Raw genomic sequence first — 19600 nt, forward strand, 5'->3', positions numbered from 1 at the left:
GAACTTCGGTCTGAGAGACACGCCCTAGCCGAGGAGTTCCTTCACGCGTGGGACGACCTGCTCGCCGTAGAGCCGGATGGAGTTCAGACGCTGCTCGTGCGGAAGCGCGCCGACGCTGTACTTGAGCTGGAACCGCGACAGGCCCAGGGTCCGCACCGCCCAGGCGATCTTCTGCGCGACGGTCTCGGGAGAGCCGACGAACAGCGCGCCGCGCGGACCGGCCATGGCGTCGTAGTCGGCCCGGGACATCGGACCCCAGCCCCGTTCGGCGCCGATCTTGGCGAAAGCGGCCTGATGGTGCGAGAAATGCTGGGAGACGGCCAGTTCGTCCGTCTCCGCGATGTGGCCGGGGCTGTGCATCGAGATCGGCAGCTCCTGGTGGCCCGCCTCCTTCAGCGCGCGCCGGTACAGGTCGGCGAGCGGGGTGAACCGCTCCGGGGACCCGCCGATCACCGCCATCACCAGCGGCAAGCCGTACGCCGCCGCGCGGACCACCGACTGCGGCGTACCGCCGACCCCGACCCACGCGGGCAGGCTGCCCGATTCGGTGACCGGGAAGGCCTGCGCGCCTTCGAGGGCCGGACGGAAGGTCCCGGACCAGTCGACCGGCTTCTCCTCTTGGAGATGCGTGAACAGATCGAGCTTCTCGGCGAACAGCGCTTCGTAGTCTTCCAGCGAGTAGCCGAACAGCGGGAACGACTCGGTGAACGAGCCCCGGCCGAGCGTGACCTCCGCGCGTCCCCGGGAAACCGCGTCCAGCGTGGCGAACCGCTCGTACACCCGCACCGGGTCGTCCGAGCTGAGCACCGTGACCGCCGTGCCCAGGCGGATCCGCTCGGTCCGGCCGGCGATCGCCGCCAGCACGACGTCCGGCGAGGACACCGCCATCTCCGCGCGGTGGTGTTCGCCGACGCCGAAGTAGTCCACGCCCACCTGGTCGGCGAGGACGCCCTCGGCCACGACCTCGCGGATGGCCTCGGCCTGGCTCACCGGCTGGCCGTCGGCGCCGTTCGCGACGTCGCCGAAGGTGTCCAAGCCGAAAGTCGGCGCCTGCGGGGTGCCCAGGATCTCGTAACCCATGTCCAACTCCTCAAGTAGTTGAACGCTCAAACGTCGAGTGCGGTGATCGTATTCCGCCCGGTGCATCTCGTGACCGGGCGGACGGCACGGGTGATCAGATGGACGACACGCGTGACTGGACGGACGACACGCGCACGCGACCGGGTCCGCCGCGAGTCGTCCGCCTGATCACGTGTGTCGTCCATCTGATCACGTGTGCCGTCCCCGCAATCACGCGAAACGGCCGGCTCCGACCGTCCCTGCCCGCACGGGAGAGGTCAGCCGCCGGCGATGTCGCGCGCCAGCCGACGGGCGTCGTCCATGGTGAACTTGCCGGTGATCTGGGTTTGCCCGCCGGTGATGGCCGACTGGATCGTCGGCGCGGTCAGCACCCGGCTCTTCAGCACCATCGCGACCTGCTTGCCGACGTTCGCCGCCGTCCACTCCCCCCACGTACGCGCGCCCGCGTCGGTGAAACTGAGCCCGACGAGCGGGCCCCCGGACTGGGTGTCGAGGTGAGCGCTCGCCCGGCTGAGGTCGGCTCCGGTGAGGAATGCCGGGCCGAGCAGGTATTTCGTGCCCTGCACACGGTCGCAGCTGACCAGCGGGAGCGCCGGGTCGTCGCGGCCGTCCAGCGGATCCGGTCCCTCCGAGCAGTCCAGCGCCGCCGCGGCGGCCTGCTGTCCGGCGGGATCCGTGCTCTGGCGGTCGCTCGCCGCGCCCGTCGCCGGTCCGGACGGGAGCTCCGCCAGTACCGGGCGGAACCGCAGCCGCGACCCGTCCTTGATCGCGAAACTGTCGCCTTCGGGCTCGGCTTGGCCGGAAACCCCGCTCTGGCAACCGGTGACACCGAGCAGGACGAGGGCGATCGCTACGAGGATGTTCCGCACCGGGACATTCTGGCGTGTTCAGCGTCCGCGCGTGGGCGAAACGCCCCGACGCCGCACAGTCCGCTCGAGAATCCCGAGCGTGGCCTTGAGCGCGGACTCGGGGACCACGGGGAAGGTGATGCGCTCCTTCCACTCCTCGCCCACTTCCGACCAGTCGTAGTACGACGTGACGAGCGTGCCGCCCTCGGCGGGCTCCAGCCGGTAGCCGTAGATGTGCCGGGCATGCGGCCTGATCCGGCCTTCGACGGTCCAGGCGATCTCCTCGCCCGGAGCGAGCGTGGTGATGACGACCTCGACGTCGTATTTGCCCAAGGGCACGTCTCCGAGCGCCTCCCGGTCCATGTGGACCACGAACCGGTCACCCGCCTGCTCGACCGGATCTCCTTCCGCGTCGATGAGCATTCCCGAGGCGTCGATGTCGACATGCCCCCGCGGATCGCTCAAGACCGCGAAGATCTCGTCGGCGGGGGCGGGGATGAGCCGGGAGACCTCGATGCGTTCGGGGCCCGGGGTTTCCGCCGTGGCGATCAGGACCGCGCGAGCGAGCACGTGCGAGGCCATGGTGAAACCGAGGTAGGCGGGTGTGCAGTCGGCCGGGACGCCGAGCGACGCGACGTCGAGGGCGTGCACCACGACGAAGTAGCGATGCGCCCCGTGCCCGGCGGGCGGCGCGGCACCGAGAAAGCGGGCGAGGCGGGCATCGTTCGGCAGCTGGAAGGCACCTTCGGGGAGTCCGGAACCAGTGTCGTCGCCGGCGCCTTCGGGCAGCTCGGTGACCCCGGCGGGGATGTCGGCGACCGCCCAGTGCCAGAAACCGGAACCGGTCGGCGCGTCGGGGTCGTACACGGTGACGGCGTAGCTCTTGGTGCCGCGCGGAGCGCCGCTCCAGCTCAGCTGCGGCGAGACGTCCTTCCCGGCCAGCTGTTCAGGCGCCCATGCGGCGCCGTCGGCGACAGACGTACTGGTGACGGCGAAGGAGGCCACCTCGGGCAGGCGGGCGAACGGGTCATTGACGGAGATCATGAATCGACCATAACACAAATAATCGATTATCTTCCCGTTCGTCTATGCTCCGGGGATGGCCTCACCGGACAAGCGGATGCTCTCCGAGCAGGTGTACACGCGCCTGCGGGACGCGATCATGCGCGGCGACCACGCCCCCGGCGCCGCACTCAAACCGCAGGACCTCGCCAAGGAACACGGCGTGAGCCTGGCGGTCGTCCGGGAGGCACTCGTCCGTGTGGTCGGCGACGGCCTCGCCGACAGGCTCCCCAACCGCGGCTTCGCCGTCCCCGCCTTCTCCGACCGGCGCTGGCAGGAGATCACGGAAGCCCGCCGGACGATCGAGCCGCTCGTCCTGCGCCTCTCCGTCGAACGCGGCGACCTCGACTGGGAGGCCCGCGTCCGCGCCGCCCATCACCGGCTGAGCCGGACGCCGCCGTTCGTTCCCGAAGAAGGCGAATACATCAGCGGCGCGTGGTCCGAAGCTCATCGCGTCTTCCATCGCACCCTGCTGGACGGCTGCGGAAACCCCGTCCTGCTGGAGACGTTCGACCGGATGTGGACCGCGAGCGAACTGGCCCGGCGCTGGGCTGCGCACCGCGCTCCCGGCCGCGATCATCTCGCCGAACACCGCCTGCTGGAGGAAACGGCGCTCGCTCGTGACGCCGACGCGGCGGCCGAGGCGCTGACCCGGCATCTCACGCTGACCGCTGCGGCCTTGGCCGGAAAATCACCCGGACCGACCTAGCCCGAGTCATCACATCGGGTGTTTGCTTGCTCGCAGAACGTCGTTGATCGACGATTTGGGGGCCGCCGATGTCCTTCCGCTGGGTACTCCGACTCATTCCGGTGACGCTGCTCGTGACCGCGGTGGCCGTGGCCGTCCCGGCTCCGGCGAGTGCGGCGCCCGCCCCGCCCTTGGCGCAGGTATGGCCGACACCTCAGCAGGTGACGCCGCGATCCGGCCAGGTGACCATCCCGCGCACCGTCGTCGAAATCGTCGGAGCGGGTACCGATCCGTCCGCGCTCGCCGTCGTCGACCAGGTTCTCCGCTCGGCGGGCGCGAGCACGATCGTCAAGATCACCGACAACGACCAGGCCGCCGTCGACCGGGAACGCGGCAACGGCGGCCTCGTCGTCTTCGTCGGCGGGCCCACCGAAAGCAGGGCGACCGCACTGGCGCTCGCCGCGCTACGCCTCAAAGGGCCGGAGGGCCTGTCCCCCGGCGGATACGTCCTCGCCGCCGACCGCGGCGTGATCGCACTGTCCGGTGTGGACACTTCGGGGACGTTTTACGCCGCGCAGTCGTTCCGGCAGCTGTTCGCTTCCGGGAGGAGCGGCGCGTTCGGTATCCGCGACTGGCCCGCGGCCCCGCTGCGCGGCGTGATCGAGGGCTTCTACGGCGCGCCGTGGTCCCACGCCGATCGGCTGGCACAGCTGGACTTCTACGGCCGCACCAAGCAGAACATGTACGTCTACTCCCCCAAGGACGATCCGTTCCTGCGCGCCCGCTGGCGCGACCAGTACCCGCCCGAACAGCTCGCGCTGCTCTCGCATCTGGTGAACCGCGCCGACGCGAACCACGTCGAGTTCACCTATGCCCTCTCCCCCGGCCTCTCCGTGTGCTACTCCTCCGACGCCGACAAGACCGCGCTGGTCACCAAGTTCCAGTCCCTGTGGGACATCGGGGTGCGGTCGTTCGCGATCCCGCTCGACGACATCTCCTACACCCGCTGGAACTGCGACGCCGACGCCGCGAAGTTCGGCACCGGTGGCGCGGCCGCGGGTGCGGCGCAGTCGTTCCTGCTCAACCGCGTTCAGCAGGAGTTCATCGCGACGCATCCCGGTGTCGAGCGGCTGCAGACCGTTCCCACCGAGTACTACGACCTCGCCGACTCGCCGTACAAGACCGCACTGCGCACTCAGCTCGACAAGGCCGTGATCGTGGAGTGGACCGGCGTCGGCGTGATCGCCGGGCAGATCACCGAAAAACAGGCCAAGCAGGCGAAAGAGGTCTTCGGGCACGACATCCTGATCTGGGACAACTACCCGGTCAACGACTACATCACCGAACGGCTGCTGCTCGGCCCGTACATCGGCCGCGAGCCGGGTGTCGCGAAATACCTCTCCGGGATCACGGCGAACCCGATGGTGCAGGCCGAGGCGTCCAAGATCGCCGAGTTCACCTCCGGCGACTTCCTGTGGAACCCCGACCGGTACGACCCCGACAAGTCCTGGCTCGCCGCCATCGCCGACCTCGGCGGACCCGCCGCACCCGCGCTGAAGGTGTTCGCGGAGAACAACTATTCGAGTCTGCTCGTCCGCCTCGAAACCGGGAAACCGGACTTGGATTCACCGGTGCTGCGGCCACTGCTCGCCGCCTTCTGGTCCGCGCTGGAGAAGAAGGACCCGTGGGACGCGGCGGCGAAACTGGATCGCTACCTGACCTCGATGGCCGCCGACCCCGAGGATCTGCGACGCGGGATGGCCTCGAATCCGAAATTCCTCGCCGAGGTCGGGCCGTGGCTCGACCAGGTCGGGCTCTACGGTCAGGCCGGCAGGCACGCGGTGCGGATGCTGCTGGCCCAGGTCGACGGTGACGGCGCGAAGGCCTGGGCGGAACGCGCCGAGCTGGTCGCCGCGCTCAAGCGGGCGCAGGCGATCCGCGTGCCGACTTCGCGGGGCCCGCGCAACCCGAGCACCTGCACGGGGGTCTGCGTGCCGTTCCTGAACAGCGCGCTGGCCACGGCCGACCGCTGGTTCGGCCTGCCCGGGATCCGGCCCCAGCCGACGACGTCGCTCGGCACCTACACCGACAACGTTCCCGCCCGGATGGTCGACGGCGATCCCGAGACCTACTACTGGAGCGACTGGGCACCCCGGATCGGCGCCACCATCGGGGTCGATCTCGGTTCCCCGCAACGGGTGTCCCATGTGGACATCCTGATGGGGAAGCCGACCAGCCCGGACGACTACGTCCGCGACGGCGTCCTCGAATATTCCACCGACGGCACCCGGTGGACGACGGTGAAGACGGTCACCGAGCCGGTGATCTCGGCCGATCTCCCCGAGGGCGCCGAGGCACGGTTCGTCCGCGTGCGCACGACCGGCGCCCAGACCTTCTGGGTCGTGGTCCGGGAATTCACCGTGTCCACACCGGACAGTCCGAAGTACACCGTCACCGGCACGCCGGCAGGCTCGAACCTGGCCGCGGCGGCGGACAACAACGCCGATTCGCTGTACACGGCGGCATCGGCGCCCATGACGGGCGACGCGCTCGTCGTCTCGGCCGCCGCGCCGAAGCCGCTGACCAAGGTCGTCGTCCTGGCGGCGGACGCCGGTGCGGGCGCCGACGTCCAGATCGCGGACCCGGCGGGTGGTTGGCGGACGATCGGCCGGATGTCGGGCGGCTACACGGAACTGCCCGCCGAGGGCGTCGTGACCGACAAGGTCCGGCTCCTCTGGTCGCCGGGAGGCACGGCACCGAAGATCGCGGAGGTCGTCCCGGTCAGTCCACGGCGACTGTGATGGCGGCGGTGTGCACCCGCCCGCCGTGTGAGAACTCCAGGAACAGCCGGTACTCGCCGCGTTCCGAGAACAGGGAGTGGAAGGTCAGCTCGCCGTCGGCCAGCGCCGCGCCGAGCGGCTGGAGCGGATGCAGGTGCGTGGCCGACAGCAGCATGGTGTGGAACCCGGTCATATGGCCGTTGGCACCCAGATGCGGGTCGACCGCGGTGAGGGGCGCGCCGTCCGGGCCGCGGAGGGCGAACCGGAGGACCTGCGCCCGCATCGACGGGATCCGGGCCGCCCCGTCCACCCGCGCCACCCGGTATCCCGTGGCCGTCACGGTGTCGCCCGCCGGCGCGGGCACCGGCACGAAGGTGGTGTCACCGGGCACGGTGAACGGGACACCGAGCACCACCGGATGCTTCGGATCCTTGGTGTCGAGCGGGACGAACTCGGCGAACATCCGGTACGCGCCACCGTCGGTCAGCGCGAGCTCCGTGCGCCAGGTGTCCCCTTCCAGCCTCGGATGTACGTGCTGGAAGACGTTCATGTCGTCGCGCACGGCGAAGAAGTGCATCTGTTTGGTCTGGTTGTCCAGGAACCGGGTCACCGGCCGCCCGTCGGGGCCGAGGATCCGGAACGCGACCGGCACCTCGGGACCCCGGACGGCGGGCGTGGTAACCCGCTCGAACCGGTAGCCGCTTTCCGCCTCCGACAGCCCGTCGCTGTGGGCGGCCGGAAGCAGGTCCGCCGTCACGACGGGCTGCTGGTGAGCCGAATGCGCGGAGCCCGGTGTCGGCCGGAGGGCCACGAACACCGCGGCCGTGCCGATCACCAGGGCCAGCGCGAGGAACAGCCAATCCGTCAGCCGGGGTTTGCGCACGCCCTGCCCCCGGTCACTTGCCGCCGAGGTTCGGCTTCACCACGACCAAGCCCTGTTCGATGCCGTTGACGATGACGATGCCGCTGGAGAAGTACGGGTAGTTGCTCCACGCGCCGTTGAAGTTCGCCGCGTCACCCGCCGGGTAGATGTCGAAGTAGCCGACCTCGGACAACTTCGCCGAAGCGACCCCGCTGACGTCCAGGATCCGCAGACCGGCCTGGTAGTTCGCCTGGTAGGAGTACTGGCCCTTGATGTACTGGTTGTGGTCGATCGCGGTGGCGGGCGAACTGTAGACGCCGGTGTGCACGGGGGCGGACAGTTTGGCCAGGTCCCAGACGTAGGTCTTGGTGCGCTTGTCGGTGCCGCGCGACTCGTCCAGCTCGTCGTCGAGCAGGAAGTAGCGCTGGTCGCCGGTCAGCCAGCCCTGGTGCGAGTACTGCGCGCCCGAATAGCCCTTGCGCGAGATCTGGATCGGCCTGGCCTTGTCGGTGACGTCGACGATGGTCAGCGTGTCCTCGTTGGCGTTGAAGCAGATTTCCCTGCCGCTGTAGGCCGCGTCCGGTCCGCGGTAGACGACGCATTGCGTGTCGTGGGTGTAGCCGTCCTGCGAAACGCAGCCCGCCTTGGCCGGGGCCTTCGGGTTCTGGATGTTGACGATATGCGGTCCGCCGCTGCAGGTGTTGGAGCCGATGGCGTAGGCGAACCCGGTCTCCTCGTTGATCGCGATGTTGTGCGCGGGGCCGAATTCCTTGTACAGCGCGTCGGCCGTGAAGGTCTGCGGTGTGGTGACCGTGCGCAGCCTGGTCAGGTCGAACACCTGCATCCCGTGCCCGGTGATGAAGTCGGCCACGATGAACGCGTGGTTCTTGTACACCTTCATGTCCCGCCACGAACTGCTGCCGCCGTTGGAGGGCAGGTTGCCGAGGAACTTCGGCGAGGTCGGGACGCTCAGGTCGACGAACGCGGTGCCGTTGGTCCGCCCGACGATGGCGTATTCCTTGCCGGACGAGGGATCGGTCCAGCCCCAGATGTCGTTGCCGTTGCCGCCACCGAGGCCGGAGAGGGGGAGCACGCTGAGCAGGTCGACGTTCTTGCACGGGTATTTGTCGGCCTTGCCGTTGACGCACGGGACCCCCGCCGCGGTGCCGGTGACGGCGTGCCGCTCGGCCGGGACGTGGTCGGCCAGGAAGGTCCGGGCCGCCGCCTGTCCTTCCGCCGTTTCGGGATCGTGCGCGGACGCCGCGGTCATCGACAACACCAACGCGGAGGCCGTCACCACGGCCAACCCCATCATTCGCACGAGTTTCATCCGAGGTGCTCCTCACCGGGTCGCGGTCGGCCTCCGACGATAGGAGCACCCGCTCCGGGTGTATCCCGTCGAACGTATGGGGCTTTTAACCGTTTACCGAAGGTCCCGGAACGCTTGCCGGATTTCGGACACCAGGAGGTCCGGCTGTTCCAGTCCGGGGAAGTGACCACCGCGATCGAGTTCCGTCCACCGGTACAGGTTCCGGTAACGCCGCTCGGCCCAGCGTCGCGCGGTCGGCCAGGGATCGGCCGGGAACTGCGAGACCGCGGTGGGCACGGTCACCGGCCGCGCGTTCTCCTCCTCCGCGCCGCGCGGCACCCATCGCATCGCTTCCCAGTACCAGCGGGCGCTCGAAGCGCCGGTGCCGGTCAGCCAGTACAACGCGATGTTGTCGACCTGATCGGCCACGCTCACGCCGCCGCCGGCTTCGGGCCGGTCGTCGGCGTAGGCGGCGAACTTCTCGCCGAGCCAGGCGGCCAGCCCCGCCGGGGAATCGAGCAGGGAGTATCCGAGGGTCTGCGGGCGCGTCCCCATGAGCATCCCGAAGCCGTATCCGTCGGCCAGGTGCAGATCGCGCCGGTCCAGCATGCGCCGTTCGTCCGCGCTCGGCGCCGTCCGGTCCTCCGGCAGCGGCGACGCCGACGGCATCGTCAAATGCAGCCCCGTGACCCGCTCGGGCACGAGCCGCGCGAGTTCCGTGCTCACGCAGGCACCCCAATCGCCGCCATGGGCCCCGAACCGCCGGTAGCCGAGCGCGGACATCAAGCCGGCCCAAGCCCGCGCCGTCCGCCCCGGATGCCAGCCGCGCGCACGCGGCCGCTCGCTGAAACCGAAGCCCGGCAACGAAGGCACGACCACGTGGAAGGCGTCGCTCGCGGAAACCGGATCGGTGAGCGGCCTGATCACCTTCTCGAACTCGAGGATCGAGCCCGGCCAGCCGTGGGTCAGGATCAGCGGGAGCGCCGTGCGCTCGGCCGAGCGGACGTGCCAGAACCCGATGTCCAGACCGTCGATCCGGGCCCGGTGATGAGGCAGCGTGTTCCAGTGGATTTCCCTTGCCCTCCAGTCGTGCTCCCGCCACGCCTGGAGCAACGCCGTCAACCGGTCCAGCTCGATTCCCTGCGTCGCGTCGGGAACCGTCTCGGGTTCGGGCAGGCGGACCCTGGCCAGGCGAGCGTGGAGGTCGGCCAGTTCGCGGTCGGGCACACGGATGGTGAAGGGTTCGACATCGGGCACAGGGTCGAACCTATGGCCGGGCGATGGCCTTTCCCATGCCGTCGATTGGGGTCCGTCGGTCCGGGATTGCTGAGTTCTGGGCGCGGTTCGGGAGCGGCGTGCTCAGGGGGACTCTGTTGAGGGGCCGGCGGGGTCTTTTGGTTCAGTACCGAGGACCTGTCTGGTGGTTGCGGCGAAGTTCCGCACCAGAGCGAGCAGGGGCGCTGTGTCCACCAGGTGGCCGCCCAGGAGCGCGGCGGATATCCGGATCAGTTCGGTGGCCTGGTCACGGACATCGGCGGGACCTACGACGCCCAGCGGCGCATAGAGGTCTCTGGCGGTCGCGGCAAGGTCGAGAAGGCGCTCGCGTCGTGGTTGGTCGAGTTCGGCACTCTCTTGAAGCGTGTCGCCGGCGTATCTCATTTCCACCCGTAAGTTCGAGATCGCGGCGAGAAACGCCGTGTAGATCCGAAGGCGTTGATCACGCCAGTATCGCTCGGTTTCGGATTCGCGCTCCTCGGCCCACCGTCGTCGCTCGCGGGCCCAACGCACGTCATCGCGGACTTGCTCTCGGCGCCAGCGCCGGTCTTCACGATGAGCGTTTACAAGCTGACCCGCGACCACGCCGATGATTCCCAACAGCGCCACTACCAGTGGCGTCCAGAGCGGAACCTGACCACCTTGCATTAGCGCAGTCTAAGCGGTTCTCTGCTGTCGCTCGTGGGCCCGAGCCACGCTTCTGTCGGCTGCGGGCATGGCGAGGCGCCCGTCGCCTGGGTGGCTGGCGGGCTCCTCGGGCCTATACGTGGTGCAGGGTGTTGCGGCGAGGTATTCGGAGCGGATCCCGGTATTGGGGTGGGATGAACTCCGGTAACCCGTCGGCCGCCATGCGTACTTCCCAGTCGCCGTGGTGAATCAGGCGATGGTGGAACCCGCAGAGCAGGACCAGGTTTCGGAGGTCTGTGGGGCCTCCGTCTGCCCAGTGGTGAATGTGGTGGGCGTGGCAGTTCTTGGGTTTCCGATGACAGCCCGGAAAGGCGCAGCCACCGTCGCGAATATTGAGGGCTCGGCGTTGGCCGGGTGTGACGAATCTTCGCAGGCGTCCCATGTCGAGGGGTTCGCCCGAGGTGCTCATGACGACCGGCAGCATCAGGCAGTCGCAGGCCGCGAGTCGCGCTTCCCGCGCGGTCATCGTCCCCACAAAATCGAGACACGCGGTACCGAGACCGGATTTGAGTTCCTCAAGCCCGACGGTGACGTGCACCAAGGTCCGGTAGCCGCTGGTCCCGGGCTGGTCCGGGCAGGCGATCGCCAGGTCGAGGAGGTCGGCCCAGGCGTCTCCCATGCGCTCGCATTTCATCCGCAGATCGGCTTGGCCGAACTCGTCCACCGGCCGTGGCTGGGCATGCGCCTCCAACGCGGCCGCCGTCCGAGCCCCGGTCTCATCGTCCAAGAGGCCGGTCAGCTTCCAGAAGCCGTCCTTCCGGCGCTCCAGGGTGATTTCCCGGCGTGGTTCCTTGGGCTCGGGGTCTTTGGGTTCCTTGCCGTCGGGGTCGAGCCAGCCCAGCAGGTTCGCCTCAGCCTTGGTCAGCTGTGCGGGTCCGGCGTTCGCAGCGAGGTCGGCGAGGATCTTCTCCGCCTTCGCCCGATCCTCCGCAGAGGTATCGGCCGGGAGCCGTTTCAAAATCTCCAGGATCTGATCGATCCGCTCATCCCCGACCAGCCCCTCCGCCGCTACCGCGGCGGTCGCGGGAGCAACGGGCGGAACTTCCGTGCCGTCCAGAGCCCGGGTGGGGTTCAACGCGATGGCCCGCTTCACCACCGCCCCCGCCTCGGCACGCGACAATCCCGCCATCTCCGCGAGCCAGCTGGCCGTGCTGCCATGGCCATACAAGTCTTTGACGCCCCGAGATTCGATCTCCGCCAAGAACTGCCCCAGCGCGGCAGTCGCCACCCGAATCACCTGCAAGGACTGCTGCACACCATGCGCAAGCTCCAGCTTGCCAGCACGCCACAACTCCTGCGGCAACTCGGGGAGGAAGGTCTCGGACACGACTCCATAATACCGCATATTCATCGAACATGTGTTCGTAATTTTAAGCAACAATCAAAGAGCCCATTTAACACTGAAGGGTGACACGCGATCCCACCGGCCCAGCCAGAGACGACGACCAGGCCAAACCTCAATAACTGGCATATTTCTCAGCAAGCCCAACGAAAACACAACCCAGCCAAACAAACCGCAACACCCCAAGTAAAAGCTTGCCGATAAGGGAATCGCCCCAACGCGCCGACCATCGAGCGAAGCGAAGGAACAACACGAGGCACCACCGACCACCTGCCCGCCCGGGGCCGACATCACAGCCGAACCCGGTGCACTCCTCGCCTGCAACGTCGACGCGCACGCCTCGCCCCGAAGCAGCCAGGCTGAAACTGCGCACGTACGACATCGTGGACCGCACAAATAACCGCAGCACGACTCAACGCCCACAAGCCCGACGAAGGCCGTGCCGAGTTCGAGCGATCACCGGCCGACTCACGAACGAAAACGACAAAACCCAGGACTCAGATCCACGACACCACCGGAGCCCCGCAATCAACGCCACCGACCAGAAGAAGCCACTCAGCGGGCTCCCCATCGAACGCCCCTACGAAACCAGCCTCTTCAGCAACGACCCGACGTCCTCGGCGAGACCGTTCTCCTCGCCGGCGAGATGATGCAGCAGCGCCTGTTGGAACAGGCCGTCGAAAGCGGCATAGGCGACCTGCCGCGTCACGACCGGCGAAGAGTCGGCGAGTTCGGCGTAGCGTTCCACGACCCGCCAGATCATCGCCTGCCGCTGGGTGTCGATCTCGAGCACGTCGGCGCGGAACGCGGCCTCGAACAGGCTCTGGTTCCGCAGGTCGTACCACAGCCGGTGCATCACGGCGTCGGCTCGGAGCGTGTCCGCCATCGCGGCACCGAAGCCCCGCTCCAGGTCCTCGGCCGAACGCGCCGCGGCCACGGCCTCGTCGTAGCGGGTCACGCACACTTCCTCGAACTTGCGGACCGCGTAGGTCAGCAGTTCCACCTTGTCGGTGAAGTAGTAGTGCAGGACCCCGTGCGAGAAGTTCGACTTCTGCGCGATCTCCCGCAGGCTCGTCCTCGCGTATCCCAGCTCGGACAGCGCCTGCAGCGCGGAATCCGCCAGTTCCGCCCGCCGCTGGGCGAACTTGTCCACGCTCCGGCGTGCGATCCGCTCGCTCGTCTCGGTCACCACGAGTTCCTGTCCGGTCCGGGAGCCCGCGCCTGTCGCGGGGTCCCACAGTCTAGCGTCGCGGATTTCTTGACGACTGTCCAAGAAAATCTTGACGACTGTCCAAAACTGGCTCAGGATGTGACCCACACCGCAACCGCGGACCGTCTCAAGGAGGAGAAGTCCATGGGTTCGTACGACCTTTCGGGCCGGAAAGCCCTGGTCACGGGTGGCGCGCAGGGCCTGGGCGCCGGAATGGCCGAAGCGCTGGCGCTGGCGGGTGCCTCGGTGGTCATCGGCGACGTCCAGGAGGATCTCGGGCGCGTCACCGCCGACAAGATCAACGCGGGTTTCGTCCGGCTCGACGTCACCGACGAACAGAGCTGGGAGCGGGCGGTCGACACGGTGATCGGCGAACTCGGCGGCCTGGACATCGTGGTGAACAACGCCGGCGTCGAGATCACCGGGCTCGTCGCCGACCTCGACCCCGCCGACGTGCGCAAGATGCTCGACGTCAACGTGCTCGGCACCGCTCTCGGCGTGAAGCACGCCTTCCGCGCGATGCGGCCCGGCGGCCCCGCCGGCACCGGCGGCGCCGTCGTGAACATCGCCTCGGTCGCCGCGACCATCGCCTTCCCCGGTATCGCCGGCTATTCGGCGACGAAATCGGCGGTCGACCGGCTCACCAGGGTCGCCGCGATGGAGGCCGGGAAACTCGGCTACGGCGTACGCGTCAACTGCGTCTACCCAGGCCTCGTTCCCACGCAGATGGGCAACCAGCTCGCGCAAGACGTCGTCGAGGTCGGTCTGTTCCCCAGCGTCGAGGACGCCATCGGCGCCGTCGTCGGGCAGACCCCCGCCGGGCGGCTCGGCGAGGTCGCGGACATGGCCGACGCCGTCGTGTTCCTCGCCTCCGACGCCGCCCGCTTCATCACCGGTGCCGGGCTCCCGGTCGACGGCGGCATGGGCATGTGACCAGCACGAACCCGAAAGGAATCACCATGAGCAGCCCCAAACCCGTCGTGGTCTACGGCGCCTCCGGCTACACCGGACGGCTGATCTGCGAATACCTGCGCGAGTACAACGTCCCGTTCATCGCCGCCGGCCGCGACAAGGCCCGCATCCAGGAGGCGATCGACCATGTGCCCGGCCTCGACACCATCGAACACGAGGTCGTCGAGGTCTCGCACGACGCCGAAGCGCTCACCGAACTCTTCCGCGACGCCAAGGTCGTGTGCAACACCGTCGGCCCGTTCAGCGAGTACGGCCACGAGGTCGTCGAAGCCTGCCTGCGCACCGGAACGCATTACCTCGACACCACCGGCGAACAGGACTGGCTGATCGCCGCCGAGGAACGCTACGGCGCGCGGATGGCCGAGAAAGGCCTGCTGCTCTCCCCCGGCATCGCGCAGATGTACACCACCGGCGAGATCGCGGCGAACCTGTGCCTGGAGACGCCCGGACTGGACACTTTGGACATCCTGGTGTTCTGGAAGGGCTATCCCACGGTCGCTTCCACGAAGACCATTCTGGTCAACGCCGCGCTCTCGGCCGCGTACTACCTCGAGCAGAACGAGTACCTGCCCTGGCCCGCGGACGGCGGCCTGCAGGACGTCACCGTGCCCGGCCACCACGAAACCGGGCTGGCCCTGCCCTGGGGCGGCACGTCGCATCCGGTCTGGTTCAAGAACGACGCCCGAGTGGCCAACGTCAAGGCCGTCGGTGGTGTCTTCGACCGCGCGCTCATGCAGGGCGTGCCGCAGATCGTCGCGGCTGTCCTGGAGCAGGTGAAAGACCTGCCGCTGGACGAGAAGATGCGTGTGCTGGCGGAGCAGGCCGCCACGGTGCGCGACGAGATGCCGCCGCGCGAGAACCAGCGGCTCAACACCTCGCTGGATTCGGTGCACGCCTCGGGGCCGCTGGGCCGAGCACACTGTGTCATCCACGGCACCTGCAACTACAAGCAGACCGGGTTGATGCAGGCCTACGGTGCCTACTCTTTGCTGCAGCAGCCGCCGAAGCGCGTGGGGTTCGCCTCCGGATGCCAGGCTTTCGGCCACCGCGAACTGCTCGGCGTGCTACGAAGCTTCGGACTGGTTTCGAATCCGGTCTTGACCGTCCACGACTGACCGGGAGGACGAGCGCGTGCGACTGACCGACTATCTCGACAAGGGCGCTTCACTCGATCCGGCGGCCCCCTGCCTCACCATGGGCGACACGTCCTTCAGCTACGGCGAAGTGCGGGAGCTGTCGTGGCAGGTGGGGCGGGCACTGGCCCGGTCCGGCGTCAAGCCGGGCGACAAGGTGGCGATCCTGTCCGGGAACGATCCCCTGTCGTTCGGCTGCGTCTTCGGGATCAGCCGGGCCGGTGCCGTGTGGTGCCCGGTCAACCCGCGCAACGAGGCCGCCGAGAACAGGGAGCTGCTCGACCTGTTCGACTGCACCTGTCTTCTGGTGCAAGAGTCCTTCGCACCGCTCGTCTCCCGGATGCTTCCCGCCCTGCCGAAACTGTCCACAGTGGTCTGTCTCGACGGCTCGATGCCCGGCGCCGTCCCGTTCTCCGAATGGATCGGCGACGCCGAGCCCTGGGAGGAAACGCCGCCGGACGACATGGTCCTGCTCGTCGGCACCGGCGGCACCACCGGCCGCCCCAAGGCCGTGATGCTGAGTGGCACCAACGTGGAGACGATGTCGGCGCTCACGCTGATGAGTTACCCGTTCACCGGGCGCCCGCGCTATCTCGCGCTGGCGCCGCTGACGCACGCGGCGGGCGTGCTCTGCTTCCCGGTCATGACACTCGGCGGGGAGATCGTCGTCATGCCCTCGCCGGACCTCGGCGAATTCCTCGCGCTGGTGGAACGCCGCCGCATCACGCACACCTTCCTGCCCCCGACGCTGATCTACCTGCTGCTCGACAATCCGGCGCTGGCCGACGCCGATCTTTCGTCGCTGCAATGCCTTTGGTACGGCGCCGCGCCGATGTCGGCCACCAAACTCGCCGAGGCGATCACCCGGATCGGCCCGGTCTTCGGGCAGCTGTTCGGGCAGAGCGAAGCCCCCATGATGGTCTCCACCCTCTCCCCCGCCGAGCACCTCCGCCCCGATGGATCGCTTGCCCTGGAACGGTTCACGTCGGCTGGTAAGCCCACCCCGCTCACCCGGGTCGCGATCATGTCCGCCACCGGCGAGCTGCTCCCGCCCGGCGAACGCGGCGAGATCGTCGTCCGCGGGTCGCTGGTGATGCTCGGCTACTACAAGGATCCGGACGCGACGGCGGAAGCGAGCGCGCACGGCTGGCATCACACGGGCGACATCGGCTACCTCGACGAAGACCACTACCTCTACATCGTCGACCGCGCCAAGGACATGATCATCACCGGCGGCTTCAACGTCTATTCGGCCGAGGTCGAGCAGGCGCTCATGGCGCACGAAGCGGTGCAGGACTGCGCCGTGATCGGGCTGCCGCACGAGAAATGGGGCGAGCAGATCACCGCCGTCGTCCAGCTCCACTCCGGGAGAACGGCTGCGGCGCACGAACTCCGCGCCGCGGTCAAGGAGCGGCTGGGCAGCATCAAGACGCCGAAGGAGATCCTGGTCTGGCCGGATCTCCCCCGGTCCAAGATCGGCAAGGTGCTCAAGACCGAGATCCGGAAAGCCTTGCTGGACAACGCTTAGCGTCGCGCGAGCTCCTCCGCCGTCGGCAGCGGCCACTCGTAGCGTTCCTTGGCGATCCGGAGGTGGACCCACGTCTCCGCGGTCACGACGTCGGGCCTGCCGCTGATCTCTTCGAGCGCCCGGTCGAGCGCGCGGGCGGACTGCGCGGCGATGGTGGCGACGACGTCGAACCGCCCGATGGTCCTGGCGAGGAACTCGGTGTCCTCGCGCGCGGCGAGCGCCGCCGTCACCGCGTCCCCGGCGCCCCGCACGTTCAGGCCGATCCCGCAGACGAGGCCGGCGTCCGGCCGGGCCCGGCTGAGCACCGGCGCGATCCGGATGACGTCGTGCTCGACCAGGAAGCGCACGCGGGTCCGCGTGGCCGACGGCGACAGGCCGACGTGCTCGGCGATCCGCGCGTAACTTTCCCGCCCGTCGGCCTGTAGCCGCAGCATGATCGCGAGATCGCGGTCGTCGAGCCGCAGCCACGGCGGCAGTGGACGGCCCGGCATGAACAAGCCCTTGACCACGTCCACGTAGACGAGGGTGTTGACCTGTTCCACCTCCGGCAACCCGCGGATATCCGCGACCGTGCGATAGAGCTCGGGCGGGTCGGGAAGGCGCAGCTCGGCGACGGTCTGGTGATCCCCGCTCACCGCGGAGACGAACGCCGCGGCGGGCAGCGCCGCGATGGCGTCCGTCGTCGCCTGCGAGCGGCCCGACGTGCGGATCGCGAGGTGCGCGTACGCGGTCAGGCCGAGGAACTCGGGGTGGACCGCCGCGACCACGTTCAGCGAACCGTCGGCCTTCAGCTGCTCCAGCCGGGCCGACACGGCCGACCTCGAAGCCCCGACGCGTTGGGCCAGATCGGCGACGCTCATCCGGCCGTCCGTGCGCAAAGCCGCGACCAGCGCGTCGTCCACGACGATTTCTCCTCTGCTGAATTTCCGACGGCAAGGCGCACCATATCACCTGTCAAGACGCCTCAAATACAGCCGAGATAGCGCGTTGTGTTCATGATCGTGCGCAGATCGATCGTGGACACCGTCCGTACACACGCGATCTGATTGCGCGGAGGGTTTTCGTCGCTTACCTTCGCCCCACTTCACCGTCGAAAACCCCAGGAGTCCGCCCGATGCGTCTGTTGCCCCTCGATCGTTCAGTCCTCGACGCGCGAGCGACGATCCTGCGTCCCGATGAACTGGTGACCGTCGACGACGCCACCGAAGGCGCCGAAGCGGTGCTCGTGTTCGGCGAGGAGATCGCCGCGGTCGGTTCGGTGGACGAATGCCGTGCCCGCGCGGTGAGCCTCGGCCGTCCCGATCCGGAGGTGCGGCGGCTGCCGGGCACGCTCCTGCCGGGATTCGTCGATCCGCACGCGCATCCCTTGATGTACGGGCAGATGATGACCTGGGTCGACTGTGGACCCGAACGGGCCTCGACCATTCCCGCCATCGTCGCGCTGCTGCGCGAGGCGGCCGAGAACACCCCGGCGGGCAGGCCGATCCGCGGTTACGGCTACGAGCACCGCAACCTCGCCGAGAAACGCCATCCCCGCAAGGAAGAACTCGACGCAGTCGCCGACGATCGCGAGGTCTACCTCATGAACGCCAGCGGGCACGGCGGCGTCGTGAACAGCTTCACGTTGCGGCGCAACGGCGTCACCCGCGACACCCCGGATCCCGACGGCGGGGTGTTCTTCCGTGACGAGCTCGGCGAACTCACCGGGGAACTCTCGGACGCCGCGTGCAACATCCTCACCGGCGTCACCGGGGTGAAGGTCGGGCGGCACGGGCCGAACTTCCATCTCGAGGACGAGCCGGAGGAGCACGCGCGGCAGCTGGCCGCCGCGCAGGAGAAGTTCCTCGCCGCCGGGGTGACCGCGATCGGCGACGCCCAGGTCACGCGCCGCGAATTCGACATGTACCTGCGGCTGGACGAAGCCGGGCGGCTCAAGACACGCGTCCACATGTACCTGCTGTCCCATCTGCTCGACCAGGCCCTGGAAATGGGACTGCACGGCGCTTTCGGCACCACTCGCCTCGCTTTCGCGGGCATCAAGTTCTACGCCGACGGCACGCTCGGCGGGTGGACCGCGTACTTCCCGGACGGCTACGTCGGCGACCCGTGCCGCACCGGGCAGCTCTACCACGACCCGAAGGACTACTCCGCGCTCATCGGCAAGGCGCACGAAGCCGGGCTCCAGACCGCGACCCACGCCCAGTCCCCCGACGCGATCGCCATGGTGCTCGACGCCATCGAGGACGCGCAGCAACGGAATCCCCGGCCCGACGCCCGCCACCGCATCGAGCACTGCGGGCTGCCGTCCCCGGAGCAGATCGAGCGGATCGCCGCGCTCGGCGTCCACCCCGTCAACCAGCCGCAGCACTACTACAACTGGGGCGAAGGCGTCACCGACGCCGTCGGGACTCCCGGCGAGCGGTTCAACCCCCTCGGCGAGTTCCAGGCCGCGGGCGTGCCGGTCACGCTGAGCTCGGACGCCCCCGTCGCGGAGCCGAATCCGCTCGAAGCCATCCAGACCGCGGTGACCAGGACGACCCGCCGCGGTCACCGGCTCGGCGGCGACGACCTGCTGATCGACGTCCGCTCGGCCGTCGCCGCGCATACGATCGCCGGCGCCCGGGTGCTCGGCCGTGAGCGCGACCTCGGCTCGATCACCCCCGGCAAACGCGCGGATTTCGTGCTGCTGGACGAGAATCCCCTGACCTGCGACCCGAGCCGGATCGCGGGTATCGGCGTGCTGGAAACCTGGATCGACGGCGAGGTGGCCCGATGACCGTCCGAACCGACACACAGTCGCTCCGCCGAGCCCGCCGGGCCGGGC

The 19600-nt window shown here is 68.6% G+C and carries 16 protein-coding genes; 6 read left to right on the forward strand and 10 right to left on the reverse strand.

Annotated elements, in window-relative coordinates:
* Positions 1 to 24: 24 nt before the first annotated feature.
* From MJQ72_RS11455 to MJQ72_RS44810, 3 genes are all read right to left on the reverse strand, one after another.
* A complete protein-coding gene (locus MJQ72_RS11455) occupies positions 25 to 1080 on the reverse strand; it encodes an LLM class flavin-dependent oxidoreductase (RefSeq protein ID WP_240599187.1) in 1056 nt (351 codons plus the stop codon).
* Positions 1081 to 1337: 257 nt separating this feature from the next.
* Positions 1338 to 1949, reverse strand: a complete 612-nt coding sequence (locus MJQ72_RS11460) for a SecDF P1 head subdomain-containing protein (RefSeq protein ID WP_240599188.1) — start codon at positions 1947 to 1949, stop codon at positions 1338 to 1340.
* An 18-nt stretch (positions 1950 to 1967) separates the two neighbouring features.
* Entirely contained in the window at positions 1968 to 2972 is a 1005-nt protein-coding gene (locus MJQ72_RS44810) for a YbhB/YbcL family Raf kinase inhibitor-like protein (protein WP_315860852.1), read from the reverse strand.
* Positions 2973 to 3048: 76 nt separating this feature from the next.
* Between MJQ72_RS44810 and MJQ72_RS11475 the strand changes: the two genes are divergently transcribed.
* Both MJQ72_RS11475 and MJQ72_RS11480 read left to right on the forward strand, forming a co-directional pair.
* A complete protein-coding gene (locus MJQ72_RS11475; protein WP_240601303.1) occupies positions 3049 to 3699 on the forward strand; it encodes a GntR family transcriptional regulator in 651 nt (216 codons plus the stop codon).
* Positions 3700 to 3800: 101 nt separating this feature from the next.
* A complete protein-coding gene (locus MJQ72_RS11480) occupies positions 3801 to 6479 on the forward strand; it encodes a beta-N-acetylglucosaminidase domain-containing protein (protein ID WP_240599189.1) in 2679 nt (892 codons plus the stop codon).
* Here the strand turns inward: MJQ72_RS11480 and MJQ72_RS11485 are convergent.
* From MJQ72_RS11485 to MJQ72_RS11510, 6 genes are all read right to left on the reverse strand, one after another.
* On the reverse strand, positions 6460 to 7341 hold the full coding sequence (locus tag MJQ72_RS11485; protein ID WP_240599190.1) for a hypothetical protein: 882 nt from the start codon (positions 7339 to 7341) through the stop codon (positions 6460 to 6462). The two genes, MJQ72_RS11480 and MJQ72_RS11485, sit on opposite strands and share 20 nt — an antisense overlap.
* A 13-nt stretch (positions 7342 to 7354) precedes the next feature.
* Entirely contained in the window at positions 7355 to 8650 is a 1296-nt protein-coding gene (locus MJQ72_RS11490; protein ID WP_240599191.1) for a choice-of-anchor B family protein, read from the reverse strand.
* Between the two features lie 93 nt (positions 8651 to 8743).
* A complete protein-coding gene (locus MJQ72_RS11495; RefSeq protein ID WP_240599192.1) occupies positions 8744 to 9886 on the reverse strand; it encodes an epoxide hydrolase family protein in 1143 nt (380 codons plus the stop codon).
* Between the two features lie 102 nt (positions 9887 to 9988).
* The gene (locus MJQ72_RS11500; RefSeq protein ID WP_240599193.1) at positions 9989 to 10552 is read right to left on the reverse strand and encodes a hypothetical protein; all 564 of its coding nucleotides are present in this window, start codon (positions 10550 to 10552) and stop codon (positions 9989 to 9991) included.
* Positions 10553 to 10664: 112 nt separating this feature from the next.
* Positions 10665 to 11918 (reverse strand): HNH endonuclease signature motif containing protein, encoded by a 1254-nt coding sequence (locus tag MJQ72_RS11505; RefSeq protein ID WP_240599194.1) that lies wholly within the window; start codon positions 11916 to 11918, stop codon positions 10665 to 10667.
* 595 nt (positions 11919 to 12513) lie between these two features.
* Positions 12514 to 13122, reverse strand: a complete 609-nt coding sequence (locus MJQ72_RS11510) for a TetR/AcrR family transcriptional regulator (protein WP_240599195.1) — start codon at positions 13120 to 13122, stop codon at positions 12514 to 12516.
* 165 nt (positions 13123 to 13287) lie between these two features.
* Here MJQ72_RS11510 and MJQ72_RS11515 point away from each other — a divergent pair, with 165 nt between their 5' ends.
* From MJQ72_RS11515 to MJQ72_RS11525, 3 genes are read left to right on the forward strand one after another with little or no spacing between them, the layout of a single operon-like run.
* A complete protein-coding gene (locus MJQ72_RS11515; RefSeq protein ID WP_240599196.1) occupies positions 13288 to 14076 on the forward strand; it encodes an SDR family NAD(P)-dependent oxidoreductase in 789 nt (262 codons plus the stop codon).
* Between the two features lie 26 nt (positions 14077 to 14102).
* A complete protein-coding gene (locus tag MJQ72_RS11520; RefSeq protein WP_240599197.1) occupies positions 14103 to 15230 on the forward strand; it encodes a DUF5938 domain-containing protein in 1128 nt (375 codons plus the stop codon).
* A gap of 16 nt (positions 15231 to 15246) precedes the next feature.
* Complete coding sequence (locus MJQ72_RS11525; protein ID WP_240599198.1) at positions 15247 to 16776, forward strand: AMP-binding protein; 1530 nt, start codon at positions 15247 to 15249, stop codon at positions 16774 to 16776.
* On the opposite strand, the gene MJQ72_RS11530 is transcribed toward MJQ72_RS11525, so the two are convergent.
* Positions 16773 to 17678 (reverse strand): Lrp/AsnC family transcriptional regulator, encoded by a 906-nt coding sequence (locus MJQ72_RS11530; RefSeq protein WP_240599199.1) that lies wholly within the window; start codon positions 17676 to 17678, stop codon positions 16773 to 16775. The two genes, MJQ72_RS11525 and MJQ72_RS11530, sit on opposite strands and share 4 nt — an antisense overlap.
* Positions 17679 to 17890: 212 nt before the next feature.
* Here MJQ72_RS11530 and MJQ72_RS11535 point away from each other — a divergent pair, with 212 nt between their 5' ends.
* Positions 17891 to 19552 carry an amidohydrolase gene (locus tag MJQ72_RS11535; RefSeq protein ID WP_240599200.1) on the forward strand — a complete coding sequence of 554 codons (1662 nt, stop codon included), beginning with the start codon at positions 17891 to 17893 and terminating at the stop codon, positions 19550 to 19552.
* Positions 19553 to 19600 lie beyond the last annotated feature (48 nt).

The sequence above is a fragment of the Amycolatopsis sp. EV170708-02-1 genome (assembly GCF_022479115.1).
GTDB lineage: Bacteria > Actinomycetota > Actinomycetes > Mycobacteriales > Pseudonocardiaceae > Amycolatopsis.